A 13,902-nucleotide genomic window follows, 5' to 3' on the forward strand; every position below is an offset into this window, starting at 1 on the left:
GCGGATGTCGCGACAAACGATTGGCTATCAACACCCCTTAAAAGATGGCCCCCTGATAAAGCACCGCTTCCGCCTCCTGCGGCGCAAAACGGCGGGCCAGCGTGCGAAACGCGCTGTGCACGCCATCGCGATCGATGTTGCAGCTTCTGAGGTGCCGCACCGCCAGCGTCGGGTCGAAGGCGCTGCGGCCATGCATGACGCGCTGGTTGTCGAAGACCAGCACTTCGCCCGGCTGCAGCTGATGCTGGAACTGGTTTTGCGGATGGCAGATCAGCCGCGTCAGTTCGGCCAGTGCCTCGATCACGCCATCGATTTCATCCTCGGATGCCGTCTGCGGTGCCAGGCAGCGGTCGTTGTAGCGGATGCCGGTGACGGCCCCGGTGGCATCGAGGCTGATGACATGTGCCTCGGCGCTGAAGTACACCTCGCCCGCATGCTCGCGATGAAAGGTGACGCCGTGCCGCGTCAACACATCGAACAGGTCGGGCGTCCTGTTCCGCATCAGTTCGGCGACATGAAAGCCGTCGACCATTAGCGAGGTGCCGCCGCTGCCCGCACCCGTGTGGATGGCGTGGAAGAAGATGAAGCCCGGCGGCGCATAGCGGAACGGCTCGTCGGTATGCGGGATCTGCGCCCGCGCCGTCTCGCCCGCCACCCGCGCATCCGGCCGCGAGATCAGATCGAACACCTTGCCATAGCTGGTTTCGCGGATCGGCCCGTAGCGGGCGGCGACCCGCACCGTGGCTTCCGTCTCGGCCGGAACCCCGGTCAGCATGGCGATGCCGTGATCGCGCAGCGCCCGTAGCGAATGAAACAGCGCTTCGTCATCCGCGACCACCGCATCGAAGGCGAAGCGGCCGAGCTTTGCAGACAGGTCGCTGCTCCACAATTGCGGCTGGAAACGAGCCGGGCCTGAACCAGCGCCGGCATGGCCAGCCAGGAAATCCGAACCGTAACACGAGACGTGGCCGTCACCCCAGACGACACGCACCTCGCCCGCCGCGACATCGATTGAGCTGGCCCGAACACCAGCGGCAACATCGGCCGGCGTCAGCCATCTCTTGCCGGAAGCGGTGTCGCCGCATTGCTCGCATTCGCAGGCCAGCCGCAGCCAGCGCGTCGACAGCTTTCCCGTCCGGCCGACCGCCAGATCGACGGCGACGCGCTCACCCTCGGAACGCATAGCGCGGATTGGCGCGGTAGAAACCGAGTGGCTTGGCTTTGGCGTGTCGAGCATTGTGGTGGCCCTTTGCGATTGAATTTCCTGAACAAGCCTATGCCTGAGAAAATGCCGATTCAAACGAGTTCCTTTCGCCAGCTTTTGAGTTAATCTCAATCCATGACGATGCTCAGGGAATTGCCTCTATCCGCCTTGCGGGCGCTGCTCGCCGCCGCCAGGGCCGGCAGCCTGACGCGTGCGGCCGACGAGCTGGGCGTCACGCCCGGCGCCATCGGGCACCAGATCCGGCAGCTGGAGGAGCGGCTCGGCATCAAGCTGGTGCGGCGCGAAGGCAACGGCATTGTGCTGACCCGCGCCGCCGAGGCCGCCCTGCCCGACATCGACCGCGGTTTTGACGCGTTGGCCTCCGGCATGCGGCGGCTGCGCTTCGAACGACGGGCCGAGACCTTCACCATCTCGGCCGATCCTTCCTTCGCCTCGCTGTGGCTCGCACCCCGCCTCAGCAGAATGCGGACGGTGCTGGGTAAGCTCGACGTGCGCATTGTTGCGTCCGTCGCGCTCGATGCCATGCCGGAGGAAGGCGTCGACCTCGCCATCAGCTATCGCAAGGGCGGCGCCTCGGGTCTCGCATGGCTCGACCTGTTCACTGAACGGGTGATCCCGGCTTGCGCGCCTGCGTTGGTTCGCGGCCATATCAGGCCGGATGCGGCCGAGGTGCTCGAGAGCATGCCGCTGCTGCACATCGATCCGACGATGGGCGACGACGTCTATCCCGCATGGCGCGACTGGTTCACTGCTGCCGGCAGGCAACGGAAAGGCATCGACCAGGGCCCGCGTTTCGGACTGACCATCGTCGCGGCACAGGCGGCGATTGCCGGCATAGGCGCATTGCTGGCCAGCGAACTGGTGCTGCGGCGCCACCTCGACCCCGGCCATCTCGTCGAGATCGCAAGGGATGTGCCGGCATTGACGATAAGGCGCCGGCTCGTCTGGCCAGAGCACGGTGTGAAGGCGCGCCGCGCCGCCGCTGTCGCCGCCGAACTGGCGGCAATCGCGGACATCGGCATCGATGGCGCCCTGCCGCAGTGAACAGGCTAACGCCGAAATCCATTCATTCGGCCTAGCAGCCACTGCAGCGGATTGGCGACGAACGCCCGCGTGACAAACGTATCATGGGCGGCATCCGAGGCAAGGAAGGCGACAGTGCCGGCTTCGAGGCGGCGGGGCGGATCCGAACTGGCGTCGATGCCCTGGCCTGCCAGCAATTGCCGGATTTGTGCATTGCCGAAGGCCGAGGATTGGCCATAGGCGCTGACGAAAAAGCTCTTCCTGTGGCGCGCGATCCAGCTGGTGAAAATATCGGCCTCGTCGAACACGGCGTCGAGCAGGATGACGCCGAGCAGGCGGCCGCCAACATCGCCGTTCTTCAACACGAAGGCGGCGGGATTGTAGCCGCCGCTATAGGCGACCAGCACCACCGGCATGGCGTCGAATTTTGCCGCTTTGGCGCCGATCAGTTTGCCCAGCCCTTGTGACGCCTCGGCCATGAACTTCGCAAAGACGCCCGGCGTCCAGAAATTGCCGGCGCTGGAATCCTGCGCGTTGCTGGCGAATTGCGGCGCCACCAGTGCGGCGTTGAGGCCGGACGCTTCCAGCTGCGCGACAACCCGCTGGCGGCCGACCACATCGCGCTGCAAGGTGGCGCCATTGCCGTGGAAGAACACCACGATGACCGCCGGCTTGGCGGGATCGAATCCTCGGGGCGCCGCCAGCAGCGTGCTGCGGTCAAAATAGGTCTCGTCTTCCCAGTAAATGCCGCCGCGCGGCGAGGTGTGACCATGACGGCCGTTGGCGGTCACGTCGAGAAACGGTCCGGAGCCATCCGGCAGCTTTCCCCGGTAGGGAAAGGGCGATGTCTTGAACGGCACGATCGTCGATACGGCCTTGCGCAAGCGCGCCCCCTGGCTCGCGACTGGGAACGCCGCCGCGGCCAGCAGTCCGGCGACGATGGCACGCCGGTCCGGCATCAGGCGGCCACCAGATGTACGGCCGGCGCCTTCGACGGCAACAGCACCGCGAAAAAAGCCGGGATGGCGATAAGATAGCCAATCGCCGCCCATTGCAGCACGGCGCTGAGGCCGAAGCTGGTGGCGACGATCGGCACCGCGGCCGAGCCGATGACGGAGAAGCAGCCATTGATGCCCCAGGCCCAGACGAACAGATGCGCCTTGCCGAGCCGCGCCAGCCAGGTCATGGCGGTCGCCATCGGCATGCCCATCAGGAAGGCCGGCGGCGACACCAGGAGAAAGCAGAGCAGCAGCCGGACGGCGTAGGGGTAGGCGCCGATCCAGTCGAGCACCGGCGACAGAGCGAAGCCGTAGGCCAGCAGCAGCACGCAGATCGCCAGCAGCACGACCGGCAACAGCGTCCTGGCGCGGTCGAAGATGCGCTCGGCAAACAGGCTGCCGAGACCGGAAAACACCAGCATCGACGAGATCAGCACCGAGGCCGACACGGTCGGATTGGCGAGCGCCACGGTGAAGCGGCTGATCAGCCCGACCTCGACCATGATGTAGCCGAGGCCGAGGCAGGCGAAATAGAGGATGGTGCCAAGCTTGCCGCGCGAGCGCGAAAACACGATGCGCCAGCCGAAGATGACCGGGAGCAGCACCAGCGACGCCGCCGTGACGCAGGCGATGCCGAGCGTCGCCCAGATCAGCAGATAGCCCCAGTCGTCCTGGAACAGGTCGAGCCGGTCCAGCGTCAGCGGCAGGTCGGCGACCTTCACATAGGCGGCGAAGTAGGGCTGGTCGTTGCTCAGCGGATGCGCGTCGAAGACATAGTCGCTGGCAAGCTTTGCCCAGCCGCCGGTCAAAAGCGCATGCCAGGTCATGCGCTGCAACGCCGTCGCCGGCAGCACATCGGGGCCGGCATTGCCGCCGGCGTCGGCGCAGGCATCGAGCGTCGGATCGGCTGGCGCCGTCGGATCGCAGGCCCCGTTCGGCACGGTCGGATCGGCCGGCGCCGTCGCATCGGCGGCGGGCTGCGTCAGCGTCGCGTCCTCGCCGCTGCCGAAGATCGAAGCGCGATAATCGTCGAGGATTTTTTGCGCCGTCGTGCCGTCATAGGCCATGCCGGGGTAATAGATCTCCTCCCACGACATCGACTTGGTGTAGTCGCGCAGCGTCTTGATTTCCGCCTCGCTGAAGCCGCCGCGCTTGAACAGCACCGTTGTCGTCGAGAGATAGCTCGAGACGGCGAAGATGTCGTTCGCCGCACCCGCCGGATCGTACGCCTTGGCCGCCTCGGCGATGGTCGAATAGAGCTTCAGCACCGATTTCGGCGGCTCTTCCTTGTTCCACAAGGTCACAGACAGCACGCCGCCATCGGCCAGCGCGTGCATGTAGCTCAGCATCGCCTCGCGCGTGTAGGCATATTTCTCCGAGATGGCGAAGCCACCCGGATTGGACAGGCCGACGCTGTCGGCGAGGCTGAGGTCGATGACGTCGTAGCGCTCGTCGGTGTTGGCGAGGAACAGGCGCCCGTCATAGTCGATCACCTTGAGGCGCGGTTCGGCGAGGATATCGCCGGTGACATCCCTGAGCACCGGGTCTCGGAACGCCCGCAACGTCATCGGGTTGCTCTCGGCCACGGTGACCGATGTCGAACCGGCATTGAGCGCCGCCTGCGTGGAGATGCCGCCACCGAACTGCACCACGAAGGTCTTGGGCCTCTCCTTGATGACATAAGGATAATGCATCGGCAGATAGCGGAAATAGACCTGCTCGGCCGGCGCCAGGTTGCGCATGATGCCTTCCGGCCCGTCGCCGTCGCGATACATGCCGACATAGGTGTTGGCCGGAACCTCGGGCATGCCGAAGGCGGCGTTGTCGCTCAGGCCCGGCGCGAAATGCATGTAGGAACTGGCATAGACCTGCAGGTCGCCGAACGGCGAGACGCTGCGGTAGATGCGCTTGCCGTCCGGGAAGTTGCGGGCATAGGCGACGCCCTTGTACTGCGACACCGCGATATCGGGTATGCCGAGCAGGCCGGGCAGCATCAGGTAACCTGATATCGACAGCGCCGCCACGATCACGCCGGCGACGACGCTCTTCCAGGCCCCGAAGGCGAAAAACCACAGCAGCGAGCCGGCGGCCCAGAGCAGCAGCGGCACGACGATGATGGTTTCCGGCGCGAACAGATACATCGACACCAGCACGACGAGGCCGGCGAGCCCCGAGCCGGTCAGGTCGGCGAAATAGACGCGGCCGAAGGCGGTGCGGCTTTTCAGGAAGACGATGCCGAGGAAGAATGCGCCGGCAAGGAACGGCAGGAGATAGAGCAGGAAATTGGCCAGCAGCCGCCATTTCTGCGCGGGGTCGGAGACCAGGAAGATGGCGTTGAACGGCACCGTCTGCGCAGCGAGATTGGAGGCGACGGCAAGCGGGCCGATCAGCAGCAGGGCAGCCGTGGCGGCCCCTTGCCAATGCCGGTCGAACCAGTCCTTGCCGGCGAAGATGACGACGCTGGACAGCGAGAAGCCGAGCATGGCGAGGCTGACCACCAGCGAGCCGAAATGCGACCAGCTGCCGACGGCGAACACCCGCATGACGGATATCTGCAGCGCGATGATGGCACCGGCAATCAGTCCGACCGCGAGATAGTGCGCGAGCCGCGGCGCCTCCAGGGAGGCGATGCTCGAGCGAGAATTCGATACGACGGCTGCCATGCAGGCCCCTTGATGCGGCGGTTCAGCTAAGCAGGTTCCGCAAAAGTGTCCCACGGTTTTGCGGCAAGAACCTGCGGCAAGCAAGAAACCAAACCAGACAACGCGGTGGCCAGGCGAGCGAAGTCTGCTTAGGCCGACGCGGCAATCAGCCGTTATGCGTGCCGACGATCTGGTCGCCTTCCAGCTTGGTAAAGGGCACGAAAGGCACCACCTTGCCATTGTAGATGTCCGAGCGGACGATGTTGAAGGTGCCGTCGGCGAGCTGCTCCTTGATCACCTTAAGCACATGCTGCGCGCCCGGCGGGCCGACGGGAATGACCATGACGCCATTGGGCTTGAGCTGCTGCAACAGCGACGGCGGAATATGATCGATGCCGCAGGTGACGATGATCTTGTCGAACGGACCGACGCTTTCCCAGCCATAATAGCCGTCGGCATTGCGGCTGGTGACCGAGCCGAACTCGCTGTAGCCGCGCTCGACCAACGCGTCATAGGTGCGGCGGGTGCGCTGCGCCAGCGGATTGATGATCTCGATCGTGTGCACCTTGTCTGTCAGATTGGCCAGATAGGCCGCCTGGTAGCCGGAGCCGGTGCCGACCTCGAGCACGGATTCGCCGAGCTTGACGTCGATGGCCGTCGTCATGCGTCCGACCAGATGTGGGCCGGAAATGGTCACGCCGTAGCCGATGTCGAGGAAGGCGTGATCATAGGTGCGCGCCAGATTCTGCGGCAGGACGAACTCTTCGCGCGGCGTCAACAGGAAGGCGCGCTTGTTGCGATCGTCCAGCACGTCCTTGTTATAGACCATGATCTGGAAGCGATCGAACCGCTCGGCCAGCAACTTCGGATCCTCGCCGCGATTGGCCACCATCCAGTCGATGAACGACTTTTTGTCCTTGAACGGCACTTCGGCGTTCCGGTCATACGCCACCGGAACGTTCGCCTTGACGGCGGCCGGAAGAATGGAAAACGCCGCAGCCCCCGCCGACAGCGCCAAGAAGTCCCGACGCTTCATGGAAAAAGCCTCCAAAAGTGGCCTTTGCCACCCCCAAACCAAGCACTTCAATCCGATTGCACCGCCTCCCAAAACGAGTCAATGGCCCTCGACAGGTGACCGTCCGGGCGGGGAAATTGTGGCAGGAGGGCAACAGTTTTGCCGATGTGACGGCTTATTCGGCAATACGCAATGGCGTGCGCCATTGTCACACGACTCGCTGAACAGCCCTTTGGGTACATTAGCAAGGGCTGTTTTGCTTGACTTGGGCGGCAAAAACAGGCAGCAAAACAGCATTGGAAGGGCTGCAATACCGCGTTCGGGTCGTGGACAAGCCTTCTCTGGCACAAAGTCCACGTCTCTCGGTTGGTTTTGAGAGGGATTGGTTAACCAACTTTGTCCATATTTTGAAGCAATCGGCAACTAACGACAGGCGCGGCAAACGCGTCGGGGACCACCTGGGATCACTCACAGAATGGTCGTCGCGGCTATCACAGCCGCGGACGTAGGAGCCGATTGGAGCAAGATTGGTTGCATGGCGTTCTTGAGTAAAAAAAATTTAGGGGACAAGCGTTGGGACGGTGAGACCGCCTGCGACGCGCCACGTTCCTCTTCCTTCAACCCTGAACGGATCATCCGCTGGGTCGCGGTGCCCGGCGTCGGCGCTGCCATTGGCCTATGGCTGGTCGGCACCATCGCTGGCCTGAGTTCAGTCGGCGCCTCGCTGTCGTCGACATCAGGCGGCCTGCCGCAGACGCTTTCGATACCGGGATCGCTCGCCCTGGCCGATCCGCTGAAGCAGCATTTCCTGAGATCTTCGGCGCCGTTCGTGCTGGCCAATGCCAATGGCGGCGCGCAGGCGCTGCATGACCATGCAGTGCAGTGCGGCGCCAGCTGCTTCAAGCTGGCTGGAGTGAGCCCCCAGTCGGAGAAATCCGCGCGGCTTGTGGCCCAGGCAAAGCCAGCCCCGGTGGTCACAAAATCGAAATCGCAGGAGCGTTTCGAACGCATGGAAGCATCGCTGTCGCCGACAAGGCTTGCCGCCGCTTTCGCGGGTGCCGGAAAGCCTGATGTCGCGGCCGATGCATCCGCGCACCCTGTCATTTCCGCTGTCGCGCCGCAAATTGCCGAAGCGTCCCTGGTGCCATCCGCCAAGGTCATGGCCAGCCTGTCGGATGACATGCCGGCCCCGGCGGCGGAACGCTTCGCCCGGATGGATACCGGCTCGGTGGTCGTGCAGACCGCGCCGCAGCCGATGGGCTTTGCCCAGTCGGAGACGGATACGCCGGACAACGCACAGTTGGCGCTTGCCCTTGTGCGGTCGCTGCCGGTTGAGGACGAGGCGTTCGCCTCACCGCTGCCGATGACCGAATCTTCTGCCGATGTCGCGGTTTCGCCTGTCGAAACCCAGCATGAGCAGCCCGGCGATGCCGCCTCGCTGCCGGACGCGCTCACCAACGACGTGCCGCTGCCGACCCAGCGCCCGCAGTTCGACGCGCCGCAGCCACCCAAGGTCGTGGACCAGGACAAGCCGGTTCAGCAGCCAAGGGGCGCGCAGGCTAAGCCGGCGCAGCAGACCAAGCCGATCCAGCAGGCCAAGCCGGTCCAGCAGACCAAGCCGGTCCAGCAAGCCAGGCAACCGGCCCGGCAAGGGCGCCCGGGCGATGGCGGCGACGTGCTGGCCTATGCCAAGCCGGACACGCCTTCGGGCGGCCTCGGCCAGGCGTTCAGGAACCTGTTCACCGGGCCAGGAGACGCCAGGACCGGAGCCGGCAATGGCGTCGCTGTGTACGATATCAGCGCCAAGACAGTCTATCTGCCGGACGGCCAGCGTCTCGAAGCGCATTCCGGTCTCGGCGCCATGGTCGATCAGCCACGCTATGTCGACCAGAAGGATCGCGGCCCGACACCGCCCAACACCTACAATCTGTCGCTGCGCGAATCGCGTTTCCACGGTGTCGAGGCGTTGCGCCTGACGCCGGTCAACGGCGGCAACAAATACAACCGCAACGGCCTGCTCGCCCACACCTACATGCTGCGCGGCGGCCGCGCCGAGTCGAATGGCTGCGTCGTCTTCCGCGACTATGCCCGCTTCCTCGCCGCCTTCAAGAAAGGTAAGATCACGCGCCTCGTCGTGGTGCCGCGCCTGAACGGATCGGCGACCCGCGTGGCGGACAACGCACGCGGCGCCTGATCACGAGAGGGATATAGCATTGCCTTCCCGCCTCCTCCTGACAGCCTTCTGTCAGGAGCCGCACCCGGCAACACGCCTCCCTTCATCCCGCTCTTTCCATTTTGCCCAGGAAATCCCATATTCGGGGCATGGCCAAATCCCCCGATGAAAGAACGCCGCCGACGGCGAATGAGGACCGCGCCGCGCCGAAGCGGCGCAGCCCGCTGACCGATTTCCTCGATGCCTCGGAGCCGCTGCACAGAGGCGGCTTCGCCGAGATGCCGCAAGCAGAATTGTCGGGCACGCCGCTGACCGGTTCGATCGCCGATTGGGCCGAACAGATCGAACAGGAGGCCGAGAAGGAAGGCCGCCTTGCCGGCAAGGGCGACGGCGGCAAGGCATCGAAGCCGTCGAAAAAGATTCCCGAGCGCTCAACCTCGCCGGGCCGCAGTTCGCGCGGCACCTCGATGGGTGGCGCGGCGACAGCCAGGGAGCGCACGGCAGCCGGCCTCAACCCGGTCGCCGGTCTCGACATCTCGCTGGAAGACGCCGAGACCATGGCTTCGGGCAGTGTCACCGCCACGGTCGCGGCGCTGTCGGCGTTGATCGAATCCGGCAATCCGCTGCACAAGGACGGCGTGCTGTGGACCCCGCACCGCCCTGCCCGTCCGGAAAAATCCGAAGGCGGCATCGCCATCAAGATGGTGTCGGACTTCGAGCCGGCCGGCGACCAGCCGACCGCCATCAAGGATCTTGTCGAGGGCGTCGACAACCACGATCGCACCCAGGTGCTGCTCGGCGTCACCGGCTCCGGGAAAACCTTTACCATGGCCAAGGTGATCGAGGAGACGCAGCGCCCCGCCCTGATCCTGGCGCCGAACAAGACGCTGGCCGCGCAGCTCTATTCCGAGTTCAAAAAATTCTTCCCAGAAAACGCCGTCGAGTATTTCGTCTCCTACTACGATTATTACCAGCCGGAAGCCTACGTTCCGCGCACCGACACCTTCATCGAGAAGGAATCCTCGATCAACGAGCAGATCGACCGCATGCGCCATTCGGCGACGCGCTCGCTGCTCGAACGCGACGACGTCATCATCGTCGCCTCGGTGTCCTGCATCTACGGTATCGGCTCGGTCGAAACCTACACGGCGATGACCTTCCAGATGCAGATCGGCGACCGGCTCGACCAGCGCGCGCTGCTCGCCGACCTGGTGGCCCAGCAATACAAGCGCCAGGACATCAATTTCGTCCGCGGCTCGTTCCGCGTGCGCGGCGACACGATCGAGATCTTTCCGGCCCACCTTGAAGACCGCGCCTGGCGCATCTCGATGTTCGGCGACGAGATCGAGCAGATCACCGAGTTCGACCCGCTGACCGGCCAGAAGACCGGCGAGCTGAAAAGCGTCAAGATCTACGCCAATTCGCACTATGTGACGCCGCGCCCGACCCTCAATCAGGCGATCAAGTCGATCAAGGAAGAGCTCAAGCACCGGCTGGTGGAACTCGAACGAGCCGGCCGCCTGTTGGAGGCGCAGCGGCTGGAACAACGCACCCGCTTCGACCTGGAGATGCTGGAAGCCACCGGCTCCTGCGCCGGCATCGAGAATTATTCGCGCTATCTGACCGGCCGCCAGCCGGGCGATCCGCCACCGACGCTGTTCGAATACATTCCCGACAATGCGCTGGTCTTCATCGACGAAAGCCACGTCACCGTGCCGCAGATTGGCGGCATGTATCGCGGCGACTTCAGGCGCAAGGCGACTCTGGCCGAATACGGCTTCCGCCTGCCGTCCTGCATGGACAACCGGCCGCTGCGCTTCGAGGAATGGGACGCCATGCGCCCGCTCTCCGTCGCCGTGTCGGCAACGCCCGGCGGCTGGGAAATGGAGCAGGCCGGCGGTGTCTTCGCCGAACAGGTCATCCGTCCGACCGGGCTGATCGACCCGCCGGTCGAGGTGCGCCCTGCCAAGAGCCAGGTCGACGACGTCGTCGGCGAGATTCGCGACACCACCAAGGCCGGCTACCGCACGCTGGTGACGGTGCTGACCAAGCGCATGGCCGAGGACCTGACCGAATATCTGCACGAGCAGGGCGTACGCGTCCGCTACATGCACTCCGACATCGACACGCTGGAGCGCATCGAGATCCTGCGCGACCTGCGGCTCGGCGCCTTCGACGTGCTGGTCGGCATCAACCTCTTGCGCGAAGGCCTCGACATTCCCGAATGCGGCTTCGTCGCCATTCTCGATGCCGACAAGGAAGGCTTTTTGCGTTCGGAAACCTCGCTGATCCAGACCATCGGCCGCGCCGCTCGCAACGTCGACGGCAAGGTCATCCTCTACGCCGACCAGGTCACCGGCTCGATGGAACGGGCGATGGCCGAAACCAGCCGCCGCCGCGAGAAGCAGATGGAGTGGAACGAGGCCAACGGCATCACCCCGGAATCGGTCAAGTCGCGCATCTCCGACATCCTGGACTCGGTCTACGAGAAGGACCATGTCCGCGCCGACATCTCGCAGTTCACCGACAGCGCCGGTGCGATGATGGGCAACAATCTCAAGGCCCATCTCGACGCCATGGACAAGCAGATGCGCGATGCCGCCGCCAATCTCGATTTCGAGAAGGCGGCCCGCATCCGCGACGAGATCAAGCGGCTGCGCGAGATGGAACTGTCCATCTCCGAGGATCCGCTGGCCAAATATGCCGACATGGAAAGCCCGGTCTCGGGCCGGGAGAAGGGCAAGCACAACAAGGGCCGTGCCATCCACCGCACGGTCGACGACCAGGGAAACATCCCTGTCGTGGCGGTCAGCAAGCCGGAAGGGACCGCAAACGATCGCGTCAAATCCGCCCTGTTCCGCAAGTCGGCGCTCGACGAGATGGGCGCCGATGGCGCGGTGCCGGTGAAAAGGCCGCTGTTTGCGAAACCCTCGCTCGACGCCATGGATCCAGGCACCGACATGCCGACGCCCGCGGGCGCCGTGTCGCGCTCGCTGTTCAAGAAACAGTCGGCCGAGGAGGCGCATGGTTCCGATTTCGGCATTCCCGGCGACGCCGCCAAGCCGCTGTTCAAGAAGAACTCGCTCGACGAGATGACGGTGCGGCGCACCGAGAAACCGGTTGAAGGAAAAATGCCGGCCAAGCCACAGCCAATCTCCCCCCAAGTGGGGGAGATGTCCGGCAGGACAGAGGGGGGCGCGAAGGAACACGGCGACCCCAACAAGCCTGTCGTCCGCCAGCGCGCCGGCATCGGCTCCTACGAAGATCCCGGCGACGCCCGCCGCGAAAAGCGCCGGCCGGGGAAGACGGGCAGGCCGGGACGGTAGCGATCCTTCGCGCCCCTCTGTCCTGCCGGACATCTCGCCCACGAGGGACAGGGCAATCGCATATGGGAAGCAGAGGCTTTCGCTCTACGATAACCCCCACCCCTGCCCTCCCCACAAGGGCAGGGCTATCGCATATGAGTGATAAGGCTGATGAGGTCTTGATCGGCCCACCGTGCTTTGAGTCGTTTGTGGCTGAGCGGGATGTTTTCCGGGTCGGCTCTAAGGATGTTGAGAGTAAGGCGCCGAAGTATGGCGTGGTTTGCCGGCGCGTTGTTCTTGCGACCCCTGATGCGATCTTCGCAGAGCAGGACGTCGAGTTGCCAGTGCAGCTCATTCTCTATGCTCCAGTGGCGGCGAACGGAGGCGATCAGTTCTTTGGCCGGCATTGTGCGCGACAACGCATAGCAGCGGACCTTGTGGGTGGTCTTGCCATCGACGGTGCGCCAGCTTTCGACACGGCCGACGGCGCAAAGGTCGACGAGCGCGTTCTGGCCCGGCGTCTGGGCGAAGGGGACGACGAAAGCACGGCGCACCTCGTGGCGGCCATGGGCATCCTCGTCGACCTGATGGAACCTGGTTCTTTTGCTCGCAGCTGCCGCGTCGAGGGCGGCATTGGCCTGTACTGCCAGTTTCGACTGGTTGCCCTTGATGGCCAGCACATAGTTGCCGCCACCTTCGCGGATGGTCTTGGTCATGCGGCGATGGCAGTGCAAGGCATCGCCGGTGACGGTCAACCCCTTGAGCGACAACAGCTTGAGCGCCTCGATCGCAGCCTCGACCTCGCCACCCTTGTGTGCCACGACCTGAGCCAGGCTCATGAAGGTGTCGCAGGCAAAGACTGTAACCACCAGCGGCGGCATGTGGGCGCAGCCCTTGGCGTAGGCGCGCCTGAGGCTCTTGCCGTCGACGGCGACTTGGCCTTTCGGCACATCGATGTGCGCCTGTGTGCCGAAGGCGGCCATGAAGCGCATGAAGGCGGCGTTGAAGGCCACCGGATCGAGTGCGGCCAGCACCCGGCTGAAGGTGTCGTGGCTGGGCACGCCGTGCTTGAGGGGGATGAACTGCCGCAACAGATCGAGCCGCGACTTGGCAAACAGCACCATCTCCGTGCAGTGCGTCGCTCCGCAAAGCACCGCCGCCAGCGCCACGAACAAAATCTCTGGCAATTCGTGCTGGGCCGTGAAGTCTCGAGGGTCCGGAACCTCGTCGAATATATCCACAAACACCATCATGACCTCCTGTCTTCAAGAGGTCCGTCAGAATCAATTTCTCTCCACCACGCAAGTGACCCGATCTACTCATGTGCGATTCCCCTGCCCACAAGGGGGAGGGAGATTCTGTAGGCGCTGATCTCGACAAATTGCCGACGTTTTGACGGCAAAGATGAAGGGCGCGCGGCAGCTTCCCTCCCCCTTGTGGGTGTTTGGACCGGAGACATCGCGAACAGGTGTGCGAAGACATCGCGAACAGTTTTGCGCGTTTTGCGCGAGGGGGTTCGGG

At 64.3% G+C, this 13,902-nt stretch carries 8 protein-coding genes; 3 read left to right on the top strand and 5 right to left on the bottom strand.

Annotation, left to right across the window (positions count from 1 at the left end):
• Nucleotides 1-37 precede the first annotated feature (37 nt).
• On the bottom strand, nucleotides 38-1,237 hold the full coding sequence (locus BPNPMPFG_RS13540) for a clavaminate synthase family protein (protein WP_258595908.1): 1,200 nt from the start codon (nucleotides 1,235-1,237) through the stop codon (nucleotides 38-40).
• 102 nt (nucleotides 1,238-1,339) lie between these two features.
• Between BPNPMPFG_RS13540 and BPNPMPFG_RS13545 the strand changes: the two genes are divergently transcribed.
• The gene (locus BPNPMPFG_RS13545; protein ID WP_258595909.1) at nucleotides 1,340-2,269 is read left to right on the top strand and encodes a LysR substrate-binding domain-containing protein; all 930 of its coding nucleotides are present in this window, start codon (nucleotides 1,340-1,342) and stop codon (nucleotides 2,267-2,269) included.
• Nucleotides 2,270-2,274: 5 nt separating this feature from the next.
• Here the strand turns inward: BPNPMPFG_RS13545 and BPNPMPFG_RS13550 are convergent, their stop codons facing one another.
• The 3 genes from BPNPMPFG_RS13550 to BPNPMPFG_RS13560 all read right to left on the bottom strand — a co-directional run bounded on the left by BPNPMPFG_RS13550 (nucleotide 2,275) and on the right by BPNPMPFG_RS13560 (nucleotide 6,924).
• Nucleotides 2,275-3,207, bottom strand: coding sequence for a hypothetical protein (locus BPNPMPFG_RS13550; protein ID WP_258595910.1), 933 nt, complete (start codon nucleotides 3,205-3,207; stop codon nucleotides 2,275-2,277).
• Nucleotides 3,207-5,909, bottom strand: coding sequence for a hypothetical protein (locus BPNPMPFG_RS13555; RefSeq protein WP_258595911.1), 2,703 nt, complete (start codon nucleotides 5,907-5,909; stop codon nucleotides 3,207-3,209). The genes BPNPMPFG_RS13550 and BPNPMPFG_RS13555 overlap by 1 nt, the downstream gene beginning before the upstream one ends.
• Nucleotides 5,910-6,054: 145 nt before the next feature.
• The gene (locus BPNPMPFG_RS13560) at nucleotides 6,055-6,924 is read right to left on the bottom strand and encodes a protein-L-isoaspartate O-methyltransferase family protein (protein WP_258595912.1); all 870 of its coding nucleotides are present in this window, start codon (nucleotides 6,922-6,924) and stop codon (nucleotides 6,055-6,057) included.
• Nucleotides 6,925-7,438: 514 nt separating this feature from the next.
• On the opposite strand from BPNPMPFG_RS13560, the gene BPNPMPFG_RS13565 reads away from it, so the two are divergent.
• A complete protein-coding gene (locus BPNPMPFG_RS13565) occupies nucleotides 7,439-9,097 on the top strand; it encodes a tlde1 domain-containing protein (RefSeq protein ID WP_258595913.1) in 1,659 nt (552 codons plus the stop codon).
• A 128-nt stretch (nucleotides 9,098-9,225) separates the two neighbouring features.
• Entirely contained in the window at nucleotides 9,226-12,402 is a 3,177-nt protein-coding gene (uvrB, locus tag BPNPMPFG_RS13570; RefSeq protein WP_258595915.1) for an excinuclease ABC subunit UvrB, read from the top strand.
• 125 nt (nucleotides 12,403-12,527) lie between these two features.
• Here uvrB and BPNPMPFG_RS13575 read toward each other — a convergent pair whose 3' ends face one another.
• Nucleotides 12,528-13,634 carry an ISAs1 family transposase gene (locus BPNPMPFG_RS13575; protein ID WP_258590727.1) on the bottom strand — a complete coding sequence of 369 codons (1,107 nt, stop codon included), beginning with the start codon at nucleotides 13,632-13,634 and terminating at the stop codon, nucleotides 12,528-12,530.
• Between the last annotated feature and the right edge of the window lie 268 nt (nucleotides 13,635-13,902).

The organism is Mesorhizobium sp. AR07 (genome assembly GCF_024746815.1).
Lineage (GTDB): Bacteria > Pseudomonadota > Alphaproteobacteria > Rhizobiales > Rhizobiaceae > Mesorhizobium.

Coding starts and splice junctions, on each gene's coding strand:
- BPNPMPFG_RS13545 (WP_258595909.1), top strand. CDS start 1,340: ATGACGATGCTCAGGGAATTGCCTCTATCCGCCTTGCGGGCGCTGCTC.
- BPNPMPFG_RS13550 (WP_258595910.1), bottom strand. CDS start 3,207: ATGCCGGACCGGCGTGCCATCGTCGCCGGACTGCTGGCCGCGGCGGCG.
- BPNPMPFG_RS13575 (WP_258590727.1), bottom strand. CDS start 13,634: ATGATGGTGTTTGTGGATATATTCGACGAGGTTCCGGACCCTCGAGAC.
- BPNPMPFG_RS13555 (WP_258595911.1), bottom strand. CDS start 5,909: ATGGCAGCCGTCGTATCGAATTCTCGCTCGAGCATCGCCTCCCTGGAG.
- BPNPMPFG_RS13540 (WP_258595908.1), bottom strand. CDS start 1,237: ATGCTCGACACGCCAAAGCCAAGCCACTCGGTTTCTACCGCGCCAATC.
- BPNPMPFG_RS13565 (WP_258595913.1), top strand. CDS start 7,439: ATGGCGTTCTTGAGTAAAAAAAATTTAGGGGACAAGCGTTGGGACGGT.
- BPNPMPFG_RS13560 (WP_258595912.1), bottom strand. CDS start 6,924: ATGAAGCGTCGGGACTTCTTGGCGCTGTCGGCGGGGGCTGCGGCGTTT.
- uvrB (WP_258595915.1), top strand. CDS start 9,226: ATGGCCAAATCCCCCGATGAAAGAACGCCGCCGACGGCGAATGAGGAC.